The sequence below is a fragment of the Bradyrhizobium sp. 147 genome (genome assembly GCF_023073935.1).
In the GTDB taxonomy this organism is placed as follows: domain Bacteria; phylum Pseudomonadota; class Alphaproteobacteria; order Rhizobiales; family Xanthobacteraceae; genus Bradyrhizobium.
Window position 1 is genome coordinate 1 of sequence record NZ_JADPKL010000095.1, and the last position, 23,726, is coordinate 23,726.

Annotated in this window: 25 protein-coding genes and 1 pseudogene; 18 read left to right on the plus strand and 8 right to left on the minus strand. The window is 63.0% G+C overall.

Annotation, left to right across the window (positions count from 1 at the left end):
• The 3 genes from IVA87_RS23560 to IVA87_RS23570 all read right to left on the minus strand — a co-directional run.
• Positions 1 to 679: GMC family oxidoreductase N-terminal domain-containing protein (locus IVA87_RS23560; protein WP_247335189.1), on the minus strand; the 679-nt coding region annotated here is incomplete at its 3' end.
• Positions 680 to 832: 153 nt separating this feature from the next.
• Positions 833 to 1,102 carry a hypothetical protein gene (locus IVA87_RS23565; protein ID WP_247335191.1) on the minus strand — a complete coding sequence of 90 codons (270 nt, stop codon included), beginning with the start codon at positions 1,100 to 1,102 and terminating at the stop codon, positions 833 to 835.
• Between the two features lie 128 nt (positions 1,103 to 1,230).
• Positions 1,231 to 1,416 carry a hypothetical protein gene (locus IVA87_RS23570; RefSeq protein ID WP_247335192.1) on the minus strand — a complete coding sequence of 62 codons (186 nt, stop codon included), beginning with the start codon at positions 1,414 to 1,416 and terminating at the stop codon, positions 1,231 to 1,233.
• Positions 1,417 to 2,129: 713 nt separating this feature from the next.
• Between IVA87_RS23570 and IVA87_RS23575 the strand changes: the two genes are divergently transcribed.
• From IVA87_RS23575 to IVA87_RS23585, 3 genes are all read left to right on the plus strand, one after another.
• A complete protein-coding gene (locus tag IVA87_RS23575; RefSeq protein WP_247335194.1) occupies positions 2,130 to 2,558 on the plus strand; it encodes a hypothetical protein in 429 nt (142 codons plus the stop codon).
• A 1,206-nt stretch (positions 2,559 to 3,764) separates the two neighbouring features.
• Positions 3,765 to 3,986, plus strand: a complete 222-nt coding sequence (locus IVA87_RS23580) for a hypothetical protein (RefSeq protein WP_247335196.1) — start codon at positions 3,765 to 3,767, stop codon at positions 3,984 to 3,986.
• Positions 3,987 to 3,997: 11 nt separating this feature from the next.
• Positions 3,998 to 4,417, plus strand: a complete 420-nt coding sequence (locus tag IVA87_RS23585) for a hypothetical protein (RefSeq protein WP_247335198.1) — start codon at positions 3,998 to 4,000, stop codon at positions 4,415 to 4,417.
• Between the two features lie 236 nt (positions 4,418 to 4,653).
• Here IVA87_RS23585 and IVA87_RS23590 read toward each other — a convergent pair whose 3' ends face one another.
• Entirely contained in the window at positions 4,654 to 5,130 is a 477-nt protein-coding gene (locus IVA87_RS23590) for a DUF3833 family protein (RefSeq protein WP_247335201.1), read from the minus strand.
• 193 nt (positions 5,131 to 5,323) lie between these two features.
• Between IVA87_RS23590 and IVA87_RS23595 the strand changes: the two are divergent.
• The 5 genes and pseudogenes from IVA87_RS23595 to IVA87_RS23615 form a co-directional block, all read left to right on the plus strand.
• A pseudogene (locus IVA87_RS23595) lies at positions 5,324 to 5,422 on the plus strand (citryl-CoA lyase); the annotation flags it as partial.
• A 236-nt stretch (positions 5,423 to 5,658) separates the two neighbouring features.
• The gene (locus IVA87_RS23600; RefSeq protein WP_247335204.1) at positions 5,659 to 6,111 is read left to right on the plus strand and encodes an RbsD/FucU family protein; all 453 of its coding nucleotides are present in this window, start codon (positions 5,659 to 5,661) and stop codon (positions 6,109 to 6,111) included.
• A gap of 367 nt (positions 6,112 to 6,478) precedes the next feature.
• A complete protein-coding gene (locus tag IVA87_RS23605) occupies positions 6,479 to 8,104 on the plus strand; it encodes an extracellular solute-binding protein (protein WP_247335247.1) in 1,626 nt (541 codons plus the stop codon).
• Between the two features lie 83 nt (positions 8,105 to 8,187).
• Positions 8,188 to 9,321 (plus strand): sugar ABC transporter permease, encoded by a 1,134-nt coding sequence (locus IVA87_RS23610; protein ID WP_247335207.1) that lies wholly within the window; start codon positions 8,188 to 8,190, stop codon positions 9,319 to 9,321.
• A 53-nt stretch (positions 9,322 to 9,374) separates the two neighbouring features.
• Complete coding sequence (locus IVA87_RS23615; protein ID WP_247335248.1) at positions 9,375 to 10,271, plus strand: carbohydrate ABC transporter permease; 897 nt, start codon at positions 9,375 to 9,377, stop codon at positions 10,269 to 10,271.
• Positions 10,272 to 10,637: 366 nt separating this feature from the next.
• Here IVA87_RS23615 and IVA87_RS23620 read toward each other — a convergent pair whose 3' ends face one another.
• The 4 genes from IVA87_RS23620 to IVA87_RS35430 all read right to left on the minus strand — a co-directional run bounded on the left by IVA87_RS23620 (position 10,638) and on the right by IVA87_RS35430 (position 13,194).
• The gene (locus tag IVA87_RS23620) at positions 10,638 to 11,129 is read right to left on the minus strand and encodes an N-acyl homoserine lactonase family protein (RefSeq protein ID WP_247335209.1); all 492 of its coding nucleotides are present in this window, start codon (positions 11,127 to 11,129) and stop codon (positions 10,638 to 10,640) included.
• Positions 11,092 to 11,307, minus strand: coding sequence for a hypothetical protein (locus IVA87_RS23625; RefSeq protein ID WP_247335211.1), 216 nt, complete (start codon positions 11,305 to 11,307; stop codon positions 11,092 to 11,094). Before IVA87_RS23625 ends, IVA87_RS23620 begins: the two co-directional genes overlap by 38 nt.
• A gap of 116 nt (positions 11,308 to 11,423) precedes the next feature.
• Complete coding sequence (locus tag IVA87_RS23630) at positions 11,424 to 11,813, minus strand: carboxymuconolactone decarboxylase family protein (protein ID WP_247335249.1); 390 nt, start codon at positions 11,811 to 11,813, stop codon at positions 11,424 to 11,426.
• Positions 11,814 to 11,841: 28 nt separating this feature from the next.
• Positions 11,842 to 13,194 carry an MmgE/PrpD family protein gene (locus IVA87_RS35430; protein ID WP_247335213.1) on the minus strand — a complete coding sequence of 451 codons (1,353 nt, stop codon included), beginning with the start codon at positions 13,192 to 13,194 and terminating at the stop codon, positions 11,842 to 11,844.
• A 249-nt stretch (positions 13,195 to 13,443) separates the two neighbouring features.
• Between IVA87_RS35430 and IVA87_RS23640 the strand changes: the two genes are divergently transcribed.
• The 10 genes from IVA87_RS23640 (at position 13,444) to IVA87_RS23685 (ending at position 23,708) form a co-directional block, all read left to right on the plus strand.
• Positions 13,444 to 14,337: an NAD(P)-dependent oxidoreductase gene (locus tag IVA87_RS23640; protein WP_247335216.1), complete on the plus strand. Its 894-nt coding sequence runs from the start codon at positions 13,444 to 13,446 to the stop codon at positions 14,335 to 14,337.
• 31 nt (positions 14,338 to 14,368) lie between these two features.
• Complete coding sequence (locus IVA87_RS23645) at positions 14,369 to 15,754, plus strand: MmgE/PrpD family protein (protein ID WP_247335218.1); 1,386 nt, start codon at positions 14,369 to 14,371, stop codon at positions 15,752 to 15,754.
• A 79-nt stretch (positions 15,755 to 15,833) separates the two neighbouring features.
• Positions 15,834 to 16,769 carry a branched-chain amino acid ABC transporter permease gene (locus IVA87_RS23650; protein WP_247335220.1) on the plus strand — a complete coding sequence of 312 codons (936 nt, stop codon included), beginning with the start codon at positions 15,834 to 15,836 and terminating at the stop codon, positions 16,767 to 16,769.
• A 2-nt stretch (positions 16,770 to 16,771) separates the two neighbouring features.
• Positions 16,772 to 18,544, plus strand: coding sequence for a branched-chain amino acid ABC transporter ATP-binding protein/permease (locus tag IVA87_RS23655; protein WP_247335221.1), 1,773 nt, complete (start codon positions 16,772 to 16,774; stop codon positions 18,542 to 18,544).
• The gene (locus IVA87_RS23660) at positions 18,531 to 19,238 is read left to right on the plus strand and encodes an ABC transporter ATP-binding protein (protein WP_247335223.1); all 708 of its coding nucleotides are present in this window, start codon (positions 18,531 to 18,533) and stop codon (positions 19,236 to 19,238) included. Before IVA87_RS23655 ends, IVA87_RS23660 begins: the two co-directional genes overlap by 14 nt.
• A gap of 34 nt (positions 19,239 to 19,272) precedes the next feature.
• Positions 19,273 to 20,508, plus strand: a complete 1,236-nt coding sequence (locus tag IVA87_RS23665; RefSeq protein WP_247335226.1) for an ABC transporter substrate-binding protein — start codon at positions 19,273 to 19,275, stop codon at positions 20,506 to 20,508.
• 33 nt (positions 20,509 to 20,541) lie between these two features.
• Positions 20,542 to 21,777, plus strand: a complete 1,236-nt coding sequence (locus IVA87_RS23670) for an ABC transporter substrate-binding protein (protein ID WP_247335228.1) — start codon at positions 20,542 to 20,544, stop codon at positions 21,775 to 21,777.
• Positions 21,778 to 21,806: 29 nt separating this feature from the next.
• Positions 21,807 to 22,187, plus strand: a complete 381-nt coding sequence (locus tag IVA87_RS23675) for a carboxymuconolactone decarboxylase family protein (RefSeq protein WP_247335230.1) — start codon at positions 21,807 to 21,809, stop codon at positions 22,185 to 22,187.
• A 15-nt stretch (positions 22,188 to 22,202) separates the two neighbouring features.
• Positions 22,203 to 22,943: an SDR family NAD(P)-dependent oxidoreductase gene (locus tag IVA87_RS23680; RefSeq protein ID WP_247335231.1), complete on the plus strand. Its 741-nt coding sequence runs from the start codon at positions 22,203 to 22,205 to the stop codon at positions 22,941 to 22,943.
• 24 nt (positions 22,944 to 22,967) lie between these two features.
• Positions 22,968 to 23,708 (plus strand): SDR family oxidoreductase, encoded by a 741-nt coding sequence (locus IVA87_RS23685; RefSeq protein WP_247335232.1) that lies wholly within the window; start codon positions 22,968 to 22,970, stop codon positions 23,706 to 23,708.
• Positions 23,709 to 23,726 lie beyond the last annotated feature (18 nt).

Sequence of the window (23,726 nt, forward strand, 5' to 3'; positions counted from 1 at the left end):
GGCATCGGGGCATTCCTTGAATCATCGCAAAGTCCTTCTCGCAAAAGAACTTTCGCTGATTCGCGCCCCGATGCGCCTCAATACTGTGAGAAATGCGGGCTAGCTGGAGCTGCTCGACCGTGCTGTCCTCCCAGATCGTCAGGTTTGGCCGCGCCCGCGTCGCTGGGTCGAGATAGCCGGCGGCGGAGACACGCCGGTCGTCGCCGTTGGAGAACGCCGGCGGACAAATGCCGTCCTCGAATTCGGCGTTCTGGTCCTTCAGGAACGGCAAACCCGCTGACAGCGCTTCGCCCACGGCCTTGCCGAACTGCGGCACGGCCTCGCGCGATGCTACGGATCGGGATCGGGCCGCTCTTGCGTGCAGCGGGCCGCCGAAATCCAGATGGCTCTCGAGCTTGAGGAAATATGGCAGCACGTCGGTCCAGCCCCAGCCGCGCGCACCGAGCTCGTGCCATTCGTCGTAGTCGCGCGGCAGGCCGCGGTTCGCCGACTGCACGTTGATGTTGGAGCCGCCGCCCATCACCCGCCCCTGCTCATAGGCGCGGACGACCGGCTTGCCCTCGGAATTACGGCCCGCCGCCGCCGACAGCCCGGCCAGATCTACCTTGCCACCGAAGAACAGCGGCACCGGATAGCTGTCGAGAATCTCCGCAGGCGTCCCTTCGGGCGGCGTGTCCATTCCGGCTTCGATGCGGAAAGCCGATTGGCGAGCACGCAGCCCGCCGACCTGCCACCAACGATCACGTCCTCGAAATGCCGCCCGTCCATTCCCGTCCCTTCGCGCAATTCGATGGACCGGGGCGGCGGCTTGTGCGGCCGCGTCGTTTTTGGCTCAGCGGAAGTTACCCTTGGTTTCGGGGATGACGATCGCCCCGATCAGGTAGATCACGAACACGCCGACCGCGAAATAAGCCAGCGACAGCGGGATCTGGGCCGGGCTGGCGCTCACCAGCGAGACGAAGGTCGGCATCATGCCGCCCAGCGCAAAGCCGATGGCCCTCGTGGCAATATTGGCTATGGCAATGGGGGCGGTGAGGGCAGCCCCAACGGCAAACCTGATACGGATCGCTGACAGCCCGAGGAACGCTCTGCCGATGGCCAAGTTTTCCAAATGCCCTTCCCCAAGGGCATTCGCAGTCCGGCCCCAGCTTCATCCCCATCGCCCCCCGGAGCTGGGGCCATTTTTTGATATCCGAAACGAGAAATGAACGGGCCGCCAATTGGGGCGGCTCAGTTCTTCGTTAGGGGCTTCTTTAGCTCCTCGGCGGCCATCTCAATATCAACCGGGGGCAACTCGCCCGTGCGGTCCTTCAGGTCGGCCGCTCGCTGGATCAATCCCGCGGGTCCTTTGTTGTTTTGGCCATTCGCAGCAGCGTTGCTGCGGCCTCTCGGGCGAAAGGAGGTGTAACGCGGCACGTCTTTTTCCCATCGAAGTCCCGTGGGAGGAGTCAGAACCCGGACTGCGTTCCGGTGCATTGTACAAAAATGTACACAGGCGTCAAAAGGGCCTCAGCTCCGGGGCTGGCGCCGAGCTGAGGCCCTTGGTCGGCATCACGTCCACCAAGGCGTGATCTGGAAGAACCAACTTAGTTCTCTGGTGCCTAGTCAGCTGGGATCGGTCGCCGAACCACCCCTGAGGCAACCCCTACTTGCAGCGGCGTCAGCGTCCAGAGCGTCGCACCCAGGAGCAAATAGGGTGGCACGCGAATGCGTCGTTCCGCCAGTGGATCAAACTGCGTGTGTGCACTTCGAGCAGACGACTGGTTCGCGCAGCCAGACCAGCTCTTCGAAAGAAAGCCGCCAGTAATCGCTTTGGCCGGACCTCGCGCTCAGCTTGCGCGATGGTAATAAAGGAGTGCCGAGGGCAGCGTTCGGGTCATTCGTCGATTTGGCCGTGTTCTCGGCACGTCCGCCTCACCTGCTGACGTGCCGAGCGCGGCAGCGATCTTCACCATTGGGCCAAATGCGGCGGCTAGAAATCAAGCAGGCTTTGAGCCCCGATCGGGACCCGGCGCCGCCGTCCTCCGGGCGCGTGCCCAGATAATGCCATGAACCTGAACAAGCCTGTCGCCGCTTCGCGCATCACGCACGCGACCTAGATCGGTTTGCTCGAACCCAAGGGGTGGGACATGAGGTACGTCACCGGACTTCTTGTGGCAACTCTGCTAATCCTAAATGTGTCAGAGGCAAGTTCTGCAGTACGCATCACGAATGATCGAGGCGGTCTGATCGCGAGTTACATCGTTAAATATCAGCGCCTAGCCTCATCGGGCGAATCCGTGATCATCGATGGTCTCTGTGCCTCTGCGTGCACCATGGTTCTCAGCGCGCTCCCTCACGATAAAATCTGCGTAACTTCGCGTGCGACGCTCGGCTTCCATGCGGCCTGGAATTACGGCGCCAGTGGGCGCGCCTTCACTGATCCCGAATCAACCTTGCTGCTGTACTCGACCTATCCCACCTCGGTTCGCCGCTGGATCGCTCGCAGGGGTGGACTGACTCCTCACACTATCTTTCTGAGCGGAAAGCGTCTGCAAGAGATGTATCGATCGTGCTGATCACGACACGCGGCAGCTATGACCTTACGGACCGCGGTGCCGCGAAAGATCGGGCTAATGACCGCAGAATGCGAAACCAGAAAGCTAAGCCTGCGGAGAAGAGTGCTGTGCTCAAAGGCATAACCGCCACAGCATGAGGGCGAGTGCGAGGGCTTTATGCTGGGCTGAAAAACGGGAGGTATGGCGGCTCGCTCCGCGTAGCGGACGCCAGGGGGGGCCGAGCGCACCCTGCTCGCGGCGATTCCAGCCGGCTTCTCCCTGGCTGACCTCGCCGAAGCCCTGTTCGCCGCCGCGATCGCGGGCGCTCGCCGACACCTGGCACTCGCTCGACTTCGTCAACAAGGCGTTCGAGTGCCTCGACCTGAGCGGCTGGCCATCCGCGGCGGCTCTGCTGCCGACCGTCGTCGGGCAGATGGTCGCGGCCCGTGGCGCCGACGAATCGACGGCTTGGCGCCAGCCCGTTGATCTTGTGTCGTGTGAGCGGTCAACCAGCCAACTCGCGGACCTGTTCGCTGCCGGACCCGACGCGCGTGACTTGTCGGACCACGCCGCGCATAAGTGGAGGCATTTTTTGGCGTTCGAATAAGCCAAGGCCACCGTGGGCGCCGGCGCGTTCCCAAGTGGCAAAGCATCCATTTCAGAACTGCAATCATTTTTGTGAGGCGGCGCTCGTTGGATGATGGTTAGCTTGAAATCACACCGGCCGTGTATCTTTGATCCCGATCTATTTTGGCCCGGCGCGTTAACTGAAAAGACCGCCTTCGGGCGGTCTTTTTCCGTCTCGGACTGTCTCGTTGCCTATCAAAAGCGTCGCTAATCTACGATACTTGAAGGCGCGGTGCTGCGCGCGACGGGTCCGCGGCCAACCTCGAGCGGCTTCGCGCGCTCGCGGAAAGGCATTCGGCTCGCTCGGGACGATCTGCACAAGAGCCGCAGTGATCAGGACCTCCGCGGAGGCCTGCACCGCCATACCGGCGCTACCTTCATAGGCATCAGCATCTCCTTCGCCACTGAGCGGCATTTTGGACGGGTAGATGCTTGCGCGGCCTTGACACTGGTGATGGGCGCGATCGATTCACCCATAATCTCCCGCCCTTTGCGTCGACTCTGGCCAGTCCGCCGTTGCAACGACCTCTTGAAATTCTGCGACTTCGGTCGGATACTCGATCGAGGTCCTTGGCCACCAGCAATCCGAGGAGGACGATCATGGCAATCCAGATCGTGATGGACCGCAGCGGCGACTGCCGAAATTATTTCAATGAGGACGACGCACAAGAACTGGCAAGAGCGGAGCAGCGGTTCTACGAACTCACCAACGCCGGCTTCACCGCGGCGGTCCGCACCGGCCCAGGTCAGGTCTCGCAGATCAGATCGTTCGACCCGACTGCGAAGGAAACTGTCTTCTTCCCCAGATTGGTCGGCGGATAACTGGGACAGTCATGTTCGGCTTTCAACCGTCGCGGGGCGGCCGCTCCCGAATGAAAGCGGTGAGAGCGCTCTTCATCAGGCACGGCGCCGAGGGGACGCCTGAGGGCCGGTCGCTGCGGCTCTTGCGGGAATGGCTATCGCCGACGCAGCGGGAGCAGTTCGCCAGGAAGGGCTACTTCGAGGTGATTGGGAGCGACAGCGGAATGCGATACAGGATCCACGCCGGGGCCTCCGTTAACGTGTGTCAGATCGACGAGAGAGGTCGCCAGCAGTTGGGATTATGTTTTATGCCGATCGGCGCTCTGCCGATCGGAGACGTCATGCTCGCACAGAAGATCGCGCTGGAAACATGCGAGAGTGAAGTGCGCAGTTTGGCCCGGAGGTTCGCGCCCAACGGTTTCCATTTCAGGCAAGCACGGCCGCTCGGGTAAGGGCTCACGTCGCCCGTTTTCCGCGGCGGCTTGGCGCGGGCTTCTTTGCTGCCGCTTGACCGCGACGCGAGATCATTCTCTACAGTATCGCCAAGACTACGCCGCCGTTGGGCCATGCGCGGCGTACTCCACACCCGGAGATGTCCGCCCCCGGTTGCCGGCGACCTGCGTCGCGGTTCGATCTACCTGAGCCCCTCAACTGCTCTCGCCTGTGGCAGTGGCAGACACCAGCGAAGCTAAAGCTTACGGTAAGTGACGTGCGCCATCGCAAACGGGATGCGAGCACGGCCAGCACGGCCGCGGACCATGCAAGCTCGTTCATCGATTCCATAAAACCAATGATCGAAATTCAGCTTGAACGATTTACCGTCCCCTTGCGGTGTATCGCGCGTGTATTTCCAATGGAATGCACAACCGGCTTGCTCCCCAATGGCCTCACCTTCCAGTCGGTTTTCCAAGCCGGTGTACTTGCCTTCCTCACCCTTTCGGATCGTCCAATGCAGAGTGTCGCTATGTCCATCGTCAAATGTATATGCCTCGACGAACAGCACTGTATCAGTGTCCGCATCTAGTTCGCCGTGACCAGCAATCGTTGCGCGCTTCAGTAGTCCGCCAACCAGACTTTCTAGCACTGCCCAACCTTCTAGCCGCCCGACAAAAAACCGTTCAGGAAGAAACAGCGGCGCTGTCCCTCTAAAAGCATCGATCGCCATTGGTAAACCCTTCGAAATGCATCTAACGAACTAAATCTGCTTTCTCCGGCTGGTTCCTAGCTGGCACGGGAATATGCTCGCCGAGATGACTTTGGCGTCTTTCCATCCGTGAGCGATGCCGACATTGAACTCGTGAGCGTAGTCCCTCACTAAACGCTCGCGGTGCTGCAGCAGCGCAAGAGCGGGCTCTTCGATGAACATCGACGGCGCCACCGCGGTGATCTATGGCGAACTCGGCTTCACCCCTCCGATGGCCCGCGGCATTTTCTGCCTGTCGCGCGCCCTCGGCATGCCTGGAAGCAGACCGGCCGCAAGGCGGCAACAAGGGGCCGATGCCAAACGATTCGGCCAGAACCCATCGCAGAGCGCAACTTCTCGAAGCGGGGCTTCGCGAACCACGGTCGCAGACGTGATCAATGCCGAGAAACATGCACGCCTGGAATTTGCTCACGTCGGTATGGACGACGGTGCCGCCACGTTGGATAGTCCAATCGTCCAAGCAACTCTGATCGCGTCCAGGGAGGCTCCATGCTCAAATCGCTCGACCCTCTTCTCAATGCAGACGTACTCTATGCCCTACGGTCCATGGGGCACGGCGATGATCTCGTCCTCTGCGACACCAATTTCCCCGCCGACTCCGTCGCCCGCCAGACCGTCCTGGGCCGGTTGTTACGCATCGACAGTGTCAGCGCTGGACGCGCCGCGCGCGCGATCCTGTCGGTGTTACCGCTCGACAGTTTTGTCGACAAACCGGCGTCGCGCATGGAGATCGTTGGCCAGCCCGGCGAAATCCCCGAGGTGCAGCGCGAAGTTCAGGCCGCAATCGATGCCGCAGAAGGACGCTCCTTTCCTATGAGATCGGTCGAGCGATTTGCTTTCTATGAACTCGCCAAGAAATCCTATTGCGTGATTCAGACCGGCGAACGGCGCTTCTACGGCTGCTTTATCTTCAAGAAGGGCGTCATTCCGCCCGACGCCTGATCGAGCTCTGGCGGTGCTATATACGTCGGGGTGCCGACCCATGCTGCTCGGGAACCAACGCGTTCGCGCTCGCCGTGAATGCCGTCGACGCTGCACGTCATCCTCGGCTGATCATCCATCTTGCAGCGCGGTATCATCAACGGTGTCATCGCCATTCACGTCGATATCGTCAACTTCAAGCTTGCCTGCTTTCGTTGACTTTGGAGTGCGCCGTTGCATACTCGGCGCGGCCTCTTTGACCCCATCACGACGACATCGAATCCTGAGCCCCGGCCTCGATGTGCGGCGGCGCTTCAGGCTTCACATCAAGAAAGTCAAAAGGGAGGGTATCGCGGTGAAACAGAAAGATCATGATCGGCATCCCGCAATGCAGCCGAACCGGCGCACTGTGCTGAAGGGTGCGGCAAGCGCGGCAGCATTGGGCACGAGCGGCGCGCTCGGCACGTTCTCGGAACTCGCGCTCGCGCAAGCCAATCTGCGCGCGCAGATCACCCAAATCCCGGGTGTCGGCAAGGGTGCGCCGACGGATGCCGACTGGCAGAAAGTCGGTGAGCTCTGCCTCGGTCCGACCAAGGCGAGCGTCAAGGAAGGCGAGTTCAAGGGCGTCGAACTTTCCTTCATGGGGCTCAACAATCAGAACCTGCACAACCTGCTCTTCCGTGGCTTCCTGAAGCCATGGGAAGCCTATACCGGCGCGAAGATTTCCTGGATCGATCTCGCCCAGGCGGACTACAATCCGCGCTTGCAACAGGCGATCGCGACCGGAACGGTTGATTTCGACATTCTGGAGATGGGAGCGCCGTTCGAGGGCGACGTCTGTGGCAAAGGACTGGCGTCGGAGATGCCGGACTGGGTCAAGAAGCAGATAGATGTTGACGATTATGTCGATTACCTGAAGCCGCCGGTCGGAACGTGGAACGGCAAGACTTATCGCGTGACCATCGACGGCGACTGTCACAACTTCAACTACCGCACCGACGTCTTCTCCGATGCCACCCTTGCCAAGGCCTGGAAAGACGCGGGAAATTCGACCGAATGGGGCGTGCCAAAAACCTGGCAGCAGGTTCAGGCGGTGACGAAATTCCTTAAGGGCAAGAAGATCAAGAACCAGAACGCGTTCGGCTATCTCGACGCGCCAAAGCCTTGGGGCGGGTTCGGCTTCTATTTCCTCGGCAGCCGCGCCTCGGCCTATGCCAAGCATCCCGACGACAAGGCTTGGCTGTTCGACATCGACACGATGAAGCCGCGCATCAACAATCCGGCCTGGGTCCGCGCTATCCAAGACGTGATTGACGCGCTGCCGTTCGAACCTGCCGATCAGCTCAATGCGGATCCGAACACCACCGGCTTCCAACAATTTCTGGCCGGCATCGGCTCGATGATCCCCTGGTGGGGCGACATCGGCCAGGTGGCGAAGGCGAGCGACACCTCGGTAATCGGCGACGTCGTCGCCTTCGACATCCTGCCGGGCTCGGACGATGTCTACAACTCCAAGACCGGAAAGTGGGATAAGCTCTCGAGCGGCCCGAACCATGCGCCGAACTGCGCCTATCTCGGCTGGGGCGTCTATGTGATGGCCCGCGTCAATGGCGACGAGAAGAAGCACAAGGCGGCGTGGAGCGCGGCTGCGCATCTCGGCGGCAAGGATCTGTCGCTTTGGATGGTGATGTATCCTTCGGGCTTCCAGGCTCACCGCACCAGCCACTTCCAGTACGACGAATGGGTGGCGGCGGGCTACGACCGCAAATACATCACCTCCTACCTGAACTCGCAGCTCGCCTCCTACAATCATCCAAACCGCGCCGTGGAGCCGCGCATCCCCGGCATCTTCCAGTACTACAGCATCGCGGAAGATGAGCTCACCAAGATCTTCGCCGGCAAGGTTGACGCGCAAACCGGCGCGAACAACATCGCCGCCGCCTGGGAGAAGCTGACCGACCAGATCGGCCGCGAGCGGCAGATCGGGCTCTACAGGGCCTCCCTCGGCGTATAGCGGCGGCTGCGCGAACCCATCCACCCTCGGCTGGCACCTCCGGCGCCAGCCGAAGACTTGCCAGGCCACAGAGCCGGCGCAGCATGCGGCTCATCTCGATGCAGAATTCCGTACCCGTGAGCGACGACCTGCACTACCAGCCCGCGGCGAAGCGCGCGCGCGGCAGCAGGAAGATCGCCGGCCGCGCGCTCGTCCTGCTGGCGTCTCTCGGGTTCCTGCTTGTCCTCCTCATTCAGATCTTGCATACGACCGGCGCGATGACTGCCGGATTTTCCGATTGGCGGCCGATCCTCATCGCCTATGTCGTCTGGGCCGTTGCGCTTGGCGCCGGACAAGTTCTGACCCGCGGCGAGCGTGGCCAGCGCGCGCTGTTCCTGCTGCCAGCACTGTTCTTCACCGTCGCCGTCGTGATCTTCCCGACGATCTTCGGGATCTATATCGCCTCTCTCGACTGGAATCTGAGCTCGATCGAAGGGCCGCGCTTCAGCGGCTTCGACAATGTCAAGGGCATGCTGCACGACACCTATTACTGGAATGCGCTCGGCAACATGGTCTTTTATACCGCCGCGGTGCTCGGCGAATACGCGATTGCGTTCGGACTGGCGCTCTTGCTCAGTGCCGAGATCCGCGCGCGCAGATTCTTCCGCGTGGTCTTCCTGCTGCCGATGATGCTCAGCCCCGTCGCCGTGAGCTGGATGATCGGCAAGTCGCTGATGGAATATCGCTTCGGACCGGCGGCGACGCTGGCGCGCTATCTCGGCTGGGACAACCCGGCCTTCTTTGCCTCGCCGTGGATGGCGCGCTTCAGCATCCAGGCGATGGACGCGTGGGTCTCGATCCCTTTCATCATGATCATCCTTCTCGCAGGCCTGCAGGCGATGCCGAAGGAGGTGCAGGAGGCGGCGAAGGTCGATGGCGCGAATGGCTGGCAGTCGTTCTGGCACGTCACGTTTCCGATCATGCTGCCGGTTAGCATCACCGTCCTCATTATCCGCATCATCTTCAAACTGAAGCTCGCCGACCTCGTGATTAACGTCACCGCTGGTGGGCCGGGAGGCGCAACCGACACGGTATCGAGCTTCATCTACCGCGTCTACCGCGACCGCTCGAACGTCGGATACGGCACGGCGCTCGCTATGGTTTACCTGCTTATGATCATCGTGCTCCTGACCGTTCTGTTGCGCCTGTCCAAGCGCTGGACGCAGAAGGTCGTTTAGGGCTTCCGAACGGAGTTTCTCGATTGACTAGATCGACCTTGGCATTGAAGACCATTCGGAGGCGTCCGGCGGCCCCCCGCGCAAAGCGGACGCTAAGCCGGGTACTGATCTACGCAGCACTCCTGTTCTGGACGATTATCTGCCTATTCCCGATCTACTGGACCGTCACGACGTCGTTCAAATCGGCGGTCGACGTGACGCAAGCCCACTTGGTTCCCTGGGTCGATTTTCAGCCGGACTGGAAGGGATGGCGCTCGCTCGGCCTGTCGCCAGATACGCTGTTCGGAACCTCGACGGCACGCTCCGAATTCATGAATCGCTTCCTCAACAGCATCATCACCTCCGTCGGCGCATCCTTGCTGGCACTGATGCTCGGATCTCTGGCGGCCTACGGCCTGAGCCGCTTCCGCTACAAGTTCGCCTGGATGCGCAACGATGACATCCTGTTCTTCTTCATGTCCCAGCTGATCCTGCCGCCGGTCGTGCTCGCGCTGCCATTCCTTGTCCTCTACAAGGCATTGGCCCTGCTCGACACGCGACTTGGTCTTGTCTTGCTCTACACGCTCACCGTGCTTCCGATCGTCATCTGGATCATGCGCGATCAGTTCAATGCGATTCCTATCGAGCTCGACGAAGCCGCCTTCGTGGACGGCCTGTCGACCTGGGGCGCCTTCTTGCGGATCATTCTGCCGCTCGCTGTCCCCGGAATGATGGCCGCATTTATTCTCTCGCTGGTGCTGTGCTGGAACGAATATTTCTTCGCGGCGCTGTTGACGAGCACCGACGCGAAGACGCTCCCCGTCATGGTGGCGAGCCAGACTGGCTCGCAAGGCATCAATTGGTGGTCGATGGCGGCGCTGTCGACGGCGGCGATCGCACCGCTCGTCCTGGTCGGCATTTTCCTTGAGCGCTACATCGTCAGCGGCTTGACTACGGGAGCCGGAAAGTAGCCGGAGATCAAGCCCGGGCCCAGCCGCGTTGCGAACTCGGTCGCGCGACAGTACGGCTGAGTGTTACAGGAACGCGGTGACCGCGCAGAAAATCGGATTTTCGTGAGTTGGTACCGGGGGCCCGCCGCTACATCGCGATACCCACTATTTCGGAAGCCCTATTTTCTTATCGAAGGGCAGCCTAACTCGGCCGGCGGCATTTCGATAGTCCGCCGAAGCCCGCCGTTCGTGCGCGATCTTTCGCCGACTAAAATGGTCGCGAATAGATTCAAAACCCGGAGGCGCAACCACCGGTGCCGACATTCGGCACGTACTAGGAATGCGCGATTTTGGTCGGCGGGACATCGAGACGAACTGCAACACCCTTCAATTCGGGCTCGCGACCGGATAAACTTTCAACACCAGCGGATCATGCCCGCGGACGATGTGGTCCACGTCGGGTGCTGCCGCCCGCAGCTTGTCAAATCCTGCCAGCATGTCACCGACATGAAACGCCGTGGCGAACGGGCGCTCGCTGGTCATATTCTCGTAGAAGTGACTGACGTCGGAGGCAAGCACGACCGGCCCGCGGCGCGTGTTGACACGGACGTATTGAAGGCCGGCGGAATGCCCACCGGCGGCATGGACCGTCAGCCCGGGCGCGATCTCGGCGTCTCCATCGTAGAACAGCACCCGCCGCGCATAGTTCAGCCGCACGATTCCACAGACGTTCTCGACCTCGAAGGAATGTGAGAGACGCGGGTATTGCATGTAGCGCCCAGTGGCATAGGCGAGCTCGCGTTCCTGGAGATGAAATCGCGCGTTCGGAAACCGGTCGAAATTACCGGCGTGGTCGTAATGCAGATGCGTGAGGATCATTATCCCTGACGTCGGCTGCATCAATGTCGAAGGCGCGAAGCGTTGCAACCGGACAGTGCAGGAACGTGGGCTTGCGCTGCTTCGCGATCGCGGCGTTGAAGCCGATGTCGATGACGAAGACGCGTCCGCCTCCCCTGGCCAGCCACATGAAATAGTCCATCGGCATCGGGCCCGTCATGCGGGTCGCCGCCGATGAAGTGCTCGCTCCGCTGCGCGTCCCGCGTTGCGTAGCGGATGGCAAAGAGTTCGTATTCCGGGTCGGCCATAGGATCTTCCAATGGGGCAGCCGCGCGGCTAGGTGCCAGGCGCGTCGAGCTCGTTGAAGGCCTCGCGCGCGTTGCGAAAGGCGTCGATACCTGCGGGCACGCCGCAATAGACTGCGACCTGGAGCAGGATCTCCTTGATCTCCTCCTTGGTCAGCCCGTTCTTCAGCGCGCCCTTAACGTGCAGCTTCAGCTCGTGCGGGCGGTTCAGTGCGCCGAGCATCGCCAAATTGACGATCGAGCGCGTGCGCCGGTCGACGCCAGGCCGCGTCCACAAGGCACCCCAGCAGAACTCGGTCGACCATTCCGCCATCGTGCGCGTGAACTCGTCGGCACCCGCGATCGACTTGTTGACGTAGTCCTCGCCGAGCACCTCCTTGCGAACCTTGAGGCCTTTTTCGAACAGTTCGGTCTTGCTCATCATCGTCCCTTTCAGGTCTTGAGAAAGTCTAGTTGCAAGTTGTCTGGCGGGTCGCGGGCGGCGGGCGCAGCGATTGCAGGAGTTTACCGACGTCTTCAACCGCATCGAGCCGCCAGACAGCGTCGATGACGCGGTCCGCATCCCAATCGCTTCGAGCACTCCGTACGCGTTCGCGCAGCTTCTCTTCGATGTCGCGGTCCGACAGCGGCGCAGCCTGGCTGCCGCGCGGCGAGATCACGGTCTCGGTGAGCACCTCACCGGATGACAGGCGCAAGGCGACGCGCGCAGCGCCGTCCGGCATCTGAGCGTCGAGCTCCGCCCTCACCTTCTCTCGGATCCCCACGATATCGGGCCGGACCACGGTCTCGTAGACGAACTCGGTCACGCCCGCCGTGCCGAGCAGCAGTGCGCAGGCCGCGCAGTGATGGATGCTGACGCGCGCATCGCGCTCGTTTTTGACGGGACGATCGCCGCGCGCCAGCAGCAGCGCCGAGCCCTGCACCGTCACGGACTCGATCTGATCGACGTTGCGGCCCATCCGCTCGCGCAACATGAGGCAGGCGTCGATGACCGAATGGAACACGATGCCCGCGGGGTAGGGCTTGTAGGTATTTTTTGCGATTTCCCAGGTCTTGCCGAGGCCATCGAGCAATCGAGCGAGATCCGGCTCGTCACCCGTGGTGCGCGCCCAACCGAGCGGACCTTCGATGGCGCGCGGCGCGGCCTCATAGCCCTGTCGTGCTAGCAGAGCGGCGAACAACCCGTTGCGCGCCGCATTGCCGACGCTGACATTCTTGGCGGCGCTCGGCAGGTTCTCGACATTGCCGGCCGACTGGCTCGCCGCAACTCCGATCGCGTTCGCAATAGCTTCCGCAGGCAGGCCCAACAGCTTCGCACAGGCTGCGGCAGCACCAAAGATTCCGCAGGTGGAGGTGATGTGCCAGCCGCGCGCATAATGGTGCGGCGAGACCGAACTGCCGATGCGGCATTCCACATCGACGCCCAGAATGAACGCGGTCAACACCGCGCGCCCCGGCTGTTTTTGCGTCTCCGCAAGCGCGAATATGGCAGCAGCCACCGGCGCTGCCGGATGAATGATCGTCTCGGGATGGGTGTCGTCGAAATCGAGCAGATTGGCCGAGATGGCGTTGAGAAACGACGCGCATAGCGCGTCCATCAGCTCGGCGTGACCGATCACTGTCGAGGTCGCTGCGCCGCTAAACGGCGACAGCGTGCGCATCGCGGCAGTGACCACCGGATCGTGCGCGGAGCCGAGCGCGGTTGCGAAGAAATTGAGAATCGAGCGCCGCGCCTCATGGCTCTGCGCTTCCACGTCCGCCCATGACGAGGCAACGACGAAATCGGCGAGCGTCCTGCTCACACTCTGAATCGGATCTTGCGGCACGCGGGACGTCTTCCTCGTTTTCTTTCGACCTTATGCCGATCCGCGGCGAACTGTCGACCCTAAATGTTATGCTTGACAGCTTGTCTGACAATCATAACAATTCCGGCCGCTGGCGCGGGATCCCGCCACCACAGCGACGGCCGGGTCGGCCAGCCGGCGACAACGATTTGACAACGAAATCAAGAAGGCGCGCCCGTCACGGGATCGCGCGACAGGGAGTAGACGATGGCGGGAGAGATCCTCGGCGTGATCGGCACGGGCCGCATGGGCGGCCCCATGGCGGGTCGATTGATGGACGCGGGGTATTCGCTCGTCGTCTATGACACGCAGGCCGAGGCAACCCAGCCGCTGCTCAAGCGCGGCGCGCTGCTCGGCAAATCGCCGGCCGACGTCGCCTCGCGCGCCGACATCGTGCTCGCCAGCCTGCCGACGCCCGACATCGTCAAGGCCGTCGCTCTCGGCGAGGACGGCATTAGCAACGGCAACCGCGCCAAGATCGTCGTCGATCTCTCGACCTCCGGTCCCGGCGCGGCGAAGGTCGTTGCGGAAGGCTTGAGGGCCAAGGGCATGACGCTGGTCGATGCGCCCGTGAGCGGCGGCATCAAGGGCGCCGTGAACGGCACGCTGGCCGTAATGGTATCGTGTCCGCAAGCGACCTACGACACGGTGCAGCCGATCCTGAAGAATTTCGGCAAGCTGTTCTATACCGGCGACAAGCCAGGCGTGGCGCAGACGGCCAAGCTGGCCAACAATCTGATGGCCGCCGCCGCGCTGGTCATCACCTCGGAAGCCGTCGCCATGGGCGTCAAGGGCGGCGTCAACGCAAAGGTGCTGATCGACATCATCAACGCGAGCAGCGGTCGTAACAGCGCCTCCGAGGACAAGTTCCCCCGCTCGGTGCTGCCAGGCACCTTCGATTTCGGCTTCACCACGGGACTTTCCTACAAGGACGTTCGGCTCTGCGTGGACGAGGCCGAGGCGATGGGTGTGCCGATGGTCTGCGGCGCGGTTGTGCGGCAGATGCTCGCAATCACCAACGCCAAGTATGGCGCGTCGTCCGATTTCACCTCGATCGCGAAGGTGCTCGAGGAGTGGGCCGGCGTCGAAATGCGCGGCTGATCACGCGAACCCAGAAGGGAGAGCGATTGCGATGACGATCGGTCCGACCGGCAAGGTCTCGCTCGCGCGACAGATGGCGCGCAGCGTGCTTGCGCTCGATCTGGGCAATTTCGGACCCGACGTCGTCGCCAAGACAAAGCTCTGTCTGCTCGACTTCCTCTCCTGTGCGTTTGAGGCCGGCCAGCATCCCTGGAGTCGCCAGGCCGTGGCGATCGGACAAGGCGCCGGCGGAGCCACGATCATCGGAACGTCGCAACTTTCCTCGCCGGCCGACGCCGCCTTCGCCAATGCCGTGATGGGGCATGGCCTCGTGCGGGAAGACATGCACGCGGCCAGCATTGCGCACCACGGCGTGGTGATCTGGCCGACACTGCTCGCGCTGTCGGAACAGGCGCCGCTGCACGGCGCAAGTCTGCTCACCGCCGCCATCATCGGCTATGAGACCGGCGCGCGGATCGGCCGCGCCCTGCTGACGTCCGATCTCGCTCGCCTCCATCGTCCGACCGGCCTCGTGGCCCCTCCGGGCGCGGCGCTCGCCGGAAGTTTCGCGCTCGGCCTCCCCGAAGACGCAGCAACCAGCGCCATCGCGATCGCGGCCAACACGTCCAGCGGTCTGAACGAATGGCCGCATGCCGGCGGCTCCGACATGTATTTCCACCCGGGCTTTGCCGCCAGCAACGCGATCAAGGCGGTCGGCCTCGCCGCAGCCGGCGCTTTCGGCTCCGAGACTATCTTCGAAGGCGAGGCCGGGCTGTTCGCCGCATATCGTCGCCAGGCCGCGCCGGACAGCATCAACCTCTTCCCGGACGGAGAGTGCGAGATCATGGCCGTCTACAACAAGCCGGTCCCGGCCTGCAACTTCGCGCAGACGGCTGCTCAAGCCGCGCTCCGCGTCTCGCACGAGATCGTCAACACCGATGAAGTCGACCGGGTCGTGATCCGCGCGCCCGATGCCGCCGTTCGCTACCCCGGCTGCGATTCGATTGGGCCCTACCGCAACGCGCTGCAGGCCAAGATGAGCATTCCCTTCAGCGTCGCGGCGACGCTCGCGCGAGGCGAGATCGAGGAGGAGAATTACTCTGAGCTCGACGATGCCGAGATCATCCGTCTCGTCGCGATCACCGATCTGAAGGCCGATCCCGGATTCACTGCCGCCTTCCCCGGCAAGCAGGGCGCGGACGTGACCGTGCATCTGCGCAGCGGCCGGACGATCCGGCACGCGCTGCCCGACGTCATTGCGGCAACGCCTTCAGAAATTCGCGCGCGCTTTCGCGCTGCCGCGGCCCGGGTTCTGGGTGTCGATCGCGCGCACCGGCTCGAACAACTCATCGAGGATTGCGAACAGCTCGGCAATGCCGGCGCCATTGCAGCGCTATGCCGCCTGGAGACTGAACGGGTTTTACGACCGGCATCATAACAAATGCCGGAGAGCATGGGGGAAACATGGTCGGCTTGGAGGCCAGTCTAGCATCGTCCGCAGCGCGGAGACGTGTCTGATGGAAGGATTTCTGCAAGCGCTCGCCGCGGGCCTGCTGATTGGTGCCGTCTACGGGCTGATGTGCGTCGGGCTCGGCCTGATCTTCGGCGTCATGCGCGTCATCAACTTCGCCCACGGCGATTTCATGATGCTCGGCATGTACACCGCCTTTTATCTGTTCACCGCCGCCGGCGTGCAGGCGATGTTCGGCAATACGGTCGGGCCGTTCATCTCGATCCTGCTGGCCGGACCCGTACTCGCTGTATTCGGCTATTTCGTCCATCGCACGCTGATCTCGCACGTCTCGGGGACGCGCATCGCCTCGCTGGAGGGCGAGGGCCACTACGCCCAGCTCATCCTGACGCTCGGTATCGCGTTGATCCTGCAAAACGGCGGCCTCATTGTCTTCGGCTCGGTACTGGCTTCGATCCGCACGCCGCTATCGAGCTCGGCCTGGGAGCTCGGCCCCCTCTTCGACATGAGCATCTTCCTCAACAAGGCGCGCAGCATCGACATGATCGTATCCCTGGCGATCATGATCCTACTCTCGCTGCTGATCACGCGGACGCGGATTGGCAAATCGCTGCGCGCTGCTGCGGACAATCCGACCGCCGCGACCTATATGGGCATCGACGTCGACCGAGCGCACCGCACCGCCTTCGCGCTCGGCTGCGGCATCACGGCGATCGCCGGCGGCCTCCTTGCCACAAACTATCCGTTCCACCCGTTCGTCGGCCTCGAATATGTCATCGTCATGTATGCGGGCGTCGTGCTCGGCGGCATGGGCAGCATTATCGGCGCGTTCTGGGGCGGCATGACGATCGGCCTCGTGCAGCAGATGTCGACGCTGATCCTGCCGACGCAGCTGCAAAACGCCGCGATCTTCGCCGTCTTCCTCCTCATCATCTTCTTCCGTCCGCAAGGCTTCTTCGGGCGAATGGTAGAGAGGACGTGACCATGCTCCGGATGAGCTCCTTTCTGCCGCCCCTGCTGTTCACCCTCGCCTATGCCGCGCTCTCGCTCGGCGTCACCAATTCCTACTACCAGCTCATCCTGACGCTGGTACCGGTGTGGGCGGTGTTCGGCCTGTCGTGGAATCTGCTCAGCGGCTACACCGGACTGATCTCGTTCGGCCATGCCGCGTTCTTCGGCATCGGCGCCTATGCGACAGCGCTCGGCCAGATCTACTTCGACATCTCCCCCTGGCTGCTGATCCCCGTCGCCGCCGTGCTCGGCGGCATCGCCGGGCTGCTGATCGGCATCCCGACCTTCCGCCTCCAGGGTCACTATTTCGCCCTGGCGATGCTCGCCTACCCCCTCGCCATCCTCTACGTGTTCGAATGGCTCGGCTTCCAGGAGGTGACGCTTCCGATCAAGCGCGACGCGCCGATTGCCTTCATGCAGTTCACCGATCCCCACGTCTATACGCTGCTGGGGCTCGCGATCATGCTGGCCACCATCGTGCTGACGCAATTGATCGAGCGCTCCCGCTTCGGCATGGCGCTGCTCGCGATCAAGCAGAACGAGGCCGCGGCTGAAGCGGCCGGGATCAACACGCTGGCGTGGAAGCTGCGCGCGATCACGCTGAGTGGGGCCATTGCCGCCGCGATCGGCGGCTTCTATGCCCAGGTGCTGCTGGTGGTGACGCCGCAATCGGTGTTCGGCATGCTGGTGTCGGCGCAGGCGTTGACGGTCGCGATGTTCGGCGGCGTCGGCACGGTCTGGGGGCCGGTGATCGGCTCGGTGATCCTGATCCCGCTCGCCGAGATCCTGCACGCCGAAGCCGGGGCGCGCTTCCCCGGCATCCAGGGCGTGATCTTCGGCTTCGCCATCGTCTGCGTCATCCTGCTGGCACCGGAAGGCCTGTTCTGGAAGCTGCGCGATCTCCTGCGCAAACGGATCGCGCCCAAGTCGGCTGCGTCCGACACCCCTGAAACATCGGCTGCCAACGTCACCACGCTGAAGCCCGCCCCCCGACAGCGCGCCGCCACCGGTGAAGTCATGCTCGAAGTCAAGAACCTCTCACGGTCCTTCGGCGGCCTCAAGGCCGTACAGGATGTCAGCTTCAAGCTGCACCAGAACGAGATTCTCGGCATCATCGGGCCCAACGGCGCCGGAAAGACCACGCTGTTCAATCTGCTCAACGGCTTCCTGAAGCCGAGCCAGGGCGAGGTTCTGATCGACGGCCGCAACATGTCCGGCCAGCGGCCGCACGTGATCTGCGAGGCCGGTATCGGCCGCACCTTCCAGGTGATGCGACCGTTCCTGCGCATGTCGATCCTCGACAACGTCGTGGTCGGCGCCTATGTGCGCGCGCGATCCGACGACGAAGCCCGCAAGCTTGCCGCCGATGCGGTTGCCCGCGTCGGACTCTCTGCCGTCGCCGACCGCGTCGCCGGCGAGCTTTCGACCAAGGAGCTGCGGCTGATGGAGCTTGCCCGCGCGATCGCCGGCCAGCCACGCATCCTGCTGCTCGACGAGACCCTCGCCGGCCTCGGCCACGGCGAGGCAGACGAGGTCGTCGTCGTGATCCAGCAGCTCGCGCGCGACGGCATGACCATCGCCATCATCGAGCACACCATGCAGACGATGGTTCGGCTGGTCGACAGGTTCCTCGTGCTCGACCACGGCGCCGTCATCACCGAAGGCCTGCCGGAAGTGGTAACGCGCGACAACCGCGTGATCGAGGCCTATCTCGGCAAGAAGTGGGTGGGCCATGCTGCGAATTGAGGGATTGAGCGCGGGCTATTCGGCCAAACCCGTCCTGAACGACATCTCGATCAATGTCGGCGCCGGCCAGTTCGTCGCGATCGTCGGGCCCAACGGCGCGGGCAAGACCACGCTGTTCAAGACGATCTCCGGCATCGTCAAGCCGAGCGGCGGTGCAATCACCTTCGACGGCGTCGATCTGCTCGCAGTGCCGCCGCCGCAGCGCGCCCATCTCGGTATCGCTCACGTGCCCGAGGGCCGCCAGGTCTTCCCGTCCCTAACCGTGATGGAGAATCTGGAGATGGGTGCGATGACGGAGAGCGGCCGGCGCGACTGGCAGACCAACATCGAGCGCATCTTCGAATGGCTGCCGGTGCTGAAGGAGCGTCGCAATCAGTTCGCCGGCACGATGTCCGGCGGCCAGCAGCAGATGCTCGCGGTCGGCCGTGGCCTCGCCTCCTCGCCGAAGCTCTTGATGCTCGACGAGCCCTCGATGGGCCTGGCACCCTCGACTGCCGACTTCATCTTCGAACGGCTGATCGATATCCGCCGGGAGTCCGGGCTGACCATGCTGCTGGTCGAGCAGCGCGTCGCGGAGGCGCTAGAATCGGCGGATCATGGCTACGTGCTCGAAGCCGGGCGCGTCGTGCTCGAAGGCAACAACGACACCCTGCGCGCCGACGACCGCGTACGCAAAGCCTATCTCGGCATGTGACGGACGCAAGCATAAGGACCAGGGAGGAAACAACATGAACAAGACATCGAAGGGACTCTCGCGCCGAACCGTGCTGTCCGGCGCCGCCGCCGCCGGCCTTGCCGGCGTGGCCCGTGCGCAAACCCCGGCAGAGATCAAGGTCGGACTGATCGTGCCGCTGTCGGGCATCTACACCCGCCCTGGCCAGGTCATGAAGATAGGCGCCGAGATGGGCATCGAGCACATCAATGCGCAGGGCGGCATCCAGGCGCTCGGCGGCGCCAAGCTGAAGCTCGTCGTGATCGACTGCGGCGACACCACCGAGAAGGCCAAGAATGCAGCGCAGCGCATGGTGGCGCAGGAGCCCGACCTCGTCGCCGCAACCGGCGCCTATCTCTCCTCCTTCACGCTCGCGGTCACGGAAGTTACGGAGCGCGCCGAGCTGCCGGTGCTGACGCTCTCCTACTCGGACCTTCTGACCGACCGCGGCTTCAAATACATCTTCCAGACCGCCGCGACCGCGAGCCGTCAGTCCGAGCTCGGCCTGCCGACGCTGATGAAGCTCGCCGAGAACGCCTCCGGCAAGAAGCCGAAGACCGTGGCGATGTTGATGGACAACACCGCGACCTCGGTCGCCACCGCCAAGGCGCTCAAGGAGAAGCTGTTCGCGCAGGAAGGCCTCCAGCTTGTGGTCGAGGAAGTCTGGACCCCGCCGCTATCGGATGCGACGCCGCTGATCCAGAAAGTGCGCTCGGCCAAGCCCGATCTGCTGCTGTTCATGCCGAATGCGGTGTCGGACGCCAAGCTTGGTCTCGAGAAGATCAGCGAGTTCGGCCTCGGCCAGGGCAAGATCCCGACCGTGTCCTTCAGCATCACCATCGCCGAGCCCGACATGCTGCAGAGTGTCAGCCCGGAGACCGTGCAGGGCATCATGACCATCGTCGCCAATTGGGGCTCGAAGAGCCACGAGGCGCTGATCGCCGAGCTCAAGGCCAAATACAAGGAGCCCTGGATGACGCAGAACGTCATCTCGACCTATGGCGACATGTGGCTGATGAAGGAAGCGCTGGAGAAGGCTGGCAAGGCCGATCGCAACGCGGTCGCGCAGGCCTTCCGCACCATGGATGCCGGACCCTCGAAATATTATCCGGGCGGCCAGCTCAAATTCGACGAGAAGGGCCGCAGGGTCGGCGCCGGCGTCGTGATCGTGCAGTGGCAGTCGGGCGCGCCAGTCACCGTTTATCCGCCCGAGCTCGCGCAGGCCCAGCCGTTCTGGCCGAAGAAACCGTAAAGCGTCGCACGATTTTAAGGGAGGAGAATTGTCATGACTGCAAAGAGCAAGTTCACGATATCCCGGCGAACCCTGCTGGTCGGCGCCTCCGGTACGCTGATCGCGTCCCGCGCCTGGGCGCAGCAACCATCGGAGGTCAAGGTCGGCCTGCTTGTCCCGATCTCCGGGCTCTATGCCCGCCCGGGCACGGTGATGCGCGAGGGCGCCGAGATGGCGGTCGAACACATCAACGCGCAAGGCGGCATCAAGGCGCTCGGCGGCGCCAAGCTGAAGCTCGTCGTGCTCGATTCCGGCGACACCACCGAGAAGGCCAAGAACGCGGCCCAGCGCATGGTGGCACAGGAGAGCGATATGGTCGCGGCCAGCGGGGCCTATCTTTCATCCTTCACGCTCGCGGTGACCGAGGTTACCGAGCGCGCCAACCTGCCCGTCCTCACCCTCTCCTACTCCGACCTGATCACGGATCGCAGCTTCAAACACGTATTCCAGACCTCGGCCACCGCAGGGTCACAGGCCCGTCAGGCATTGCCGCAGATCATCAAGCTGGCCGAGACGGCCTCTGGCAAGCGGCCGAAAACCGTCGCGATCCTGACCGACAATACGGCGGCGTCGATCGCCTCGGCTAAATCGATGCGCGAAGGCCTGCTGGCGGAGAACCAGCTGCAGCTGATCCTCGACGAGACGTTCACGCCTCCGCTCGCAGATGCGACGTCGCTGGTACAGAAGATCCGCTCCGCAAAGCCCGATCTGCTCTTCTTCCTGCCGACGGTGATCTCGGACGCGAAGCTGCTGCTGGAGAAGATGAACGAGTTCGGCCTCGGCCAGGGCAAGGTGCCGACGATCTCGTTTGGCATCGCGATCGCTGAGCCGGACATGCTGCAGACCGTGAGCCCGGAACTGCTGCAGGGCGTCTTGACCTGCGTCGCAAGCTGGGGCGCCAAGGGCCACGAGGCGCTGATCGCCGAGTTGAAGAGCCGCTACAAGGAGCCATGGATGACGCAGAACGCGATCTCCACCTATGGCGACATGTGGGTGATCAAGGACGCGCTGGAGAAGGCCGGCAAGGCCGACCGCATCGCCGTCGGCGAAGCGCTTCGCACCATGGATGCCGGCCCCTCGAAGTACTACCCGCTGGGCGAGATCAAGTTCGACGAGAAGGGCCGCCGCGTCGGCGCCGGCATGACCATCGTGCAGTGGCAGTCCGGCGTGCCGGTGACGGTGTTCCCGCCCGAATTGGCGCTGGCAAAGCCGTTCTGGCCGAAGAGCTGATACCGCCCAAACGAGAAACGGAGAACAGAATGGACAAGGCGACCTATGACCGCGGTCTCGAAATCCGCAAAGCCGTGCTCGGCAACGAGTTCGTCGACAAGGCAATCGCATCAGCAGACGAGTTCAACCGTCCGATGCAGGACCTCACGACGGAGTATTGCTGGGGTTACGTTTGGGGGCGCGAGGGCCTGACTCGGAAGACCCGCAGCTTCCTCAATTTAGCGATGCTCTGCGCGCTCAATCGCCCTCACGAGCTGAAGACCCACGTCCGCGGCGCGATCGCCAATGGCGCAACCCGCGAGGAGATCCGTGAGGTCTTCATGCAGGTCGCGATCTATTGCGGTGTGCCGGCCGGCGTGGACGCGTTCCGGAACGCGAAGGAAGTCTTCGCCGAGCTCGACAAGACGTAGCGGAGCGCGGCTGCGATGAAGGACAAATGGGCGCTCGTGACCGGTGCGACGGCAGGCCTCGGCTTCGCCGTAGCCGAGGGCTTGGCCGGCGCGGGCGCAAATATTGTCCTTCATGATCTGGTTGCGCCGAAGCAGACCGCGGAGGGCCTCCGCACCCGCTTCGGCGTCGAGGTCGTCCCGGCAGCTGCTGACTTGGCCCGGCGCGACGCCATCGAGACCATGATGGCCGATCTGCTCGGCCGCTGCGCGGCCATCGATATTCTCGTCAACAACGCGGTGATCAGGCACTTCTCGGCCATCGAACAGTTTCCGCCCGATCGATGGGACCAGGCGCTCGCCGTAAACCTGTCGGCGCCGTTCCACCTGATCCGCCTGGCTCTGCCGGCCATGAAGCAGCGCGGCTGGGGCCGGATTATCAACATGGGCTCGATTTATTCGAGCCGCGCGGTCGAGGACCGCATCGACTACGTTACCACCAAGACGGCGATTCTCGGCCTGACCCGCGCGGTGGCCATCGAGACCGCCCGCAGCGGCATCACCTGCAACACGATCTGCCCAGGCACGCTGCCGACGCCAGCCATCCTGAACAAGATCGTGACGATGGCGTCGAACAGCAACTGTCCGGTCGACGATGTGACCCGCGAGTATCTGGGCGAGCGCCAGCCCACCCAACGTTTCGTTGCAATGGACGCTCCCGCCGCAAATGACATCACAGGAGCCAGCCTGCCGATCGACGGCGGCTGGTCAGTCGCATGAGAGCCTTGGAATGGGAGTGCTGCGATGACTGAACAATCAGGCCAAACTGTCGTCTTGACCGGCGCCGCCGGCGGCATGGGACGCGCCATCACCAAGGCGCTGCTGGACAGCGGCCGGCGCGTCGTCCTGGTCGATCGCGACGCCGGGGCGCTGCAGGAACTCGCCGCCCCGGCGGGCGACAAGGTGGTTCCGATCCAGCTCGACGTCAGCGATCCCCATGCCGTCGATCGTTTGCCGGATGCAATTCCCGCTCATTTCAAGGCGGTCGACATCCTCATCAACAATGCCGGCCACGACATCGGCGGCCGGACGCGCTTCGATATTGGCTCGGCGGACGACTGGTCCAACATTATCCAGACCAATCTGATCGGCCTGATGCGCGTCACCCGCGCGATCCTGCCCGAGATGGTCGAGCGCAACGCCGGCCATATCGTCAACATCAGCTCGATCAACGCGGTGCGCATCGTGCCCGACATGGCCGCCTACAGCACCAGCAAGGCGGGCGTGCATATGTTCACCGAGACCCTCCGCGGCGAGCTAGCGGATACCGCCATCCGAGTCACGGAGCTTCAGCCCGGCCTGACCCGAACCAACATCATCCTGACCCGCTACCGCGGCGACAAGCAGAAGGAAAAGGACTATTTCGACCAGTTCAGGATGGCACTCGAGCCGGCCGACATCGCCCGTTCGATCGTCTTTGCCCTCGACCAGCCCGCCCACGTTCAAATTGCCGAAATGATGATTCTGCCTGTAAACCGGTACTGAGTTTTCCCGAACAGGAAC

What these genes read in the sequence shown, in the direction of transcription:
- IVA87_RS23600 (WP_247335204.1), top strand. Translation starts at nt 5,659, where the DNA reads ATGCTCAAATCGCTCGACCCTCTTCTCAATGCAGACGTACTCTATGCC.
- IVA87_RS23640 (WP_247335216.1), top strand. Translation starts at nt 13,444, where the DNA reads ATGGCGGGAGAGATCCTCGGCGTGATCGGCACGGGCCGCATGGGCGGC.
- IVA87_RS23665 (WP_247335226.1), top strand. Translation starts at nt 19,273, where the DNA reads ATGAACAAGACATCGAAGGGACTCTCGCGCCGAACCGTGCTGTCCGGC.
- IVA87_RS23585 (WP_247335198.1), top strand. Translation starts at nt 3,998, where the DNA reads ATGTTCGGCTTTCAACCGTCGCGGGGCGGCCGCTCCCGAATGAAAGCG.
- IVA87_RS23650 (WP_247335220.1), top strand. Translation starts at nt 15,834, where the DNA reads ATGGAAGGATTTCTGCAAGCGCTCGCCGCGGGCCTGCTGATTGGTGCC.
- IVA87_RS23685 (WP_247335232.1), top strand. Translation starts at nt 22,968, where the DNA reads ATGACTGAACAATCAGGCCAAACTGTCGTCTTGACCGGCGCCGCCGGC.
- IVA87_RS23670 (WP_247335228.1), top strand. Translation starts at nt 20,542, where the DNA reads ATGACTGCAAAGAGCAAGTTCACGATATCCCGGCGAACCCTGCTGGTC.
- IVA87_RS23575 (WP_247335194.1), top strand. Translation starts at nt 2,130, where the DNA reads ATGAGGTACGTCACCGGACTTCTTGTGGCAACTCTGCTAATCCTAAAT.
- IVA87_RS23625 (WP_247335211.1), bottom strand. Translation starts at nt 11,307, where the DNA reads ATGACGGGCCCGATGCCGATGGACTATTTCATGTGGCTGGCCAGGGGA.
- IVA87_RS23610 (WP_247335207.1), top strand. Translation starts at nt 8,188, where the DNA reads ATGCGGCTCATCTCGATGCAGAATTCCGTACCCGTGAGCGACGACCTG.
- IVA87_RS23645 (WP_247335218.1), top strand. Translation starts at nt 14,369, where the DNA reads ATGACGATCGGTCCGACCGGCAAGGTCTCGCTCGCGCGACAGATGGCG.
- IVA87_RS23630 (WP_247335249.1), bottom strand. Translation starts at nt 11,813, where the DNA reads ATGAGCAAGACCGAACTGTTCGAAAAAGGCCTCAAGGTTCGCAAGGAG.
- IVA87_RS23680 (WP_247335231.1), top strand. Translation starts at nt 22,203, where the DNA reads ATGAAGGACAAATGGGCGCTCGTGACCGGTGCGACGGCAGGCCTCGGC.
- IVA87_RS23580 (WP_247335196.1), top strand. Translation starts at nt 3,765, where the DNA reads ATGGCAATCCAGATCGTGATGGACCGCAGCGGCGACTGCCGAAATTAT.
- IVA87_RS23660 (WP_247335223.1), top strand. Translation starts at nt 18,531, where the DNA reads ATGCTGCGAATTGAGGGATTGAGCGCGGGCTATTCGGCCAAACCCGTC.
- IVA87_RS23620 (WP_247335209.1), bottom strand. Translation starts at nt 11,129, where the DNA reads ATGATCCTCACGCATCTGCATTACGACCACGCCGGTAATTTCGACCGG.
- IVA87_RS23655 (WP_247335221.1), top strand. Translation starts at nt 16,772, where the DNA reads ATGCTCCGGATGAGCTCCTTTCTGCCGCCCCTGCTGTTCACCCTCGCC.
- IVA87_RS23605 (WP_247335247.1), top strand. Translation starts at nt 6,479, where the DNA reads ATGCAGCCGAACCGGCGCACTGTGCTGAAGGGTGCGGCAAGCGCGGCA.
- IVA87_RS23590 (WP_247335201.1), bottom strand. Translation starts at nt 5,130, where the DNA reads ATGGCGATCGATGCTTTTAGAGGGACAGCGCCGCTGTTTCTTCCTGAA.
- IVA87_RS23675 (WP_247335230.1), top strand. Translation starts at nt 21,807, where the DNA reads ATGGACAAGGCGACCTATGACCGCGGTCTCGAAATCCGCAAAGCCGTG.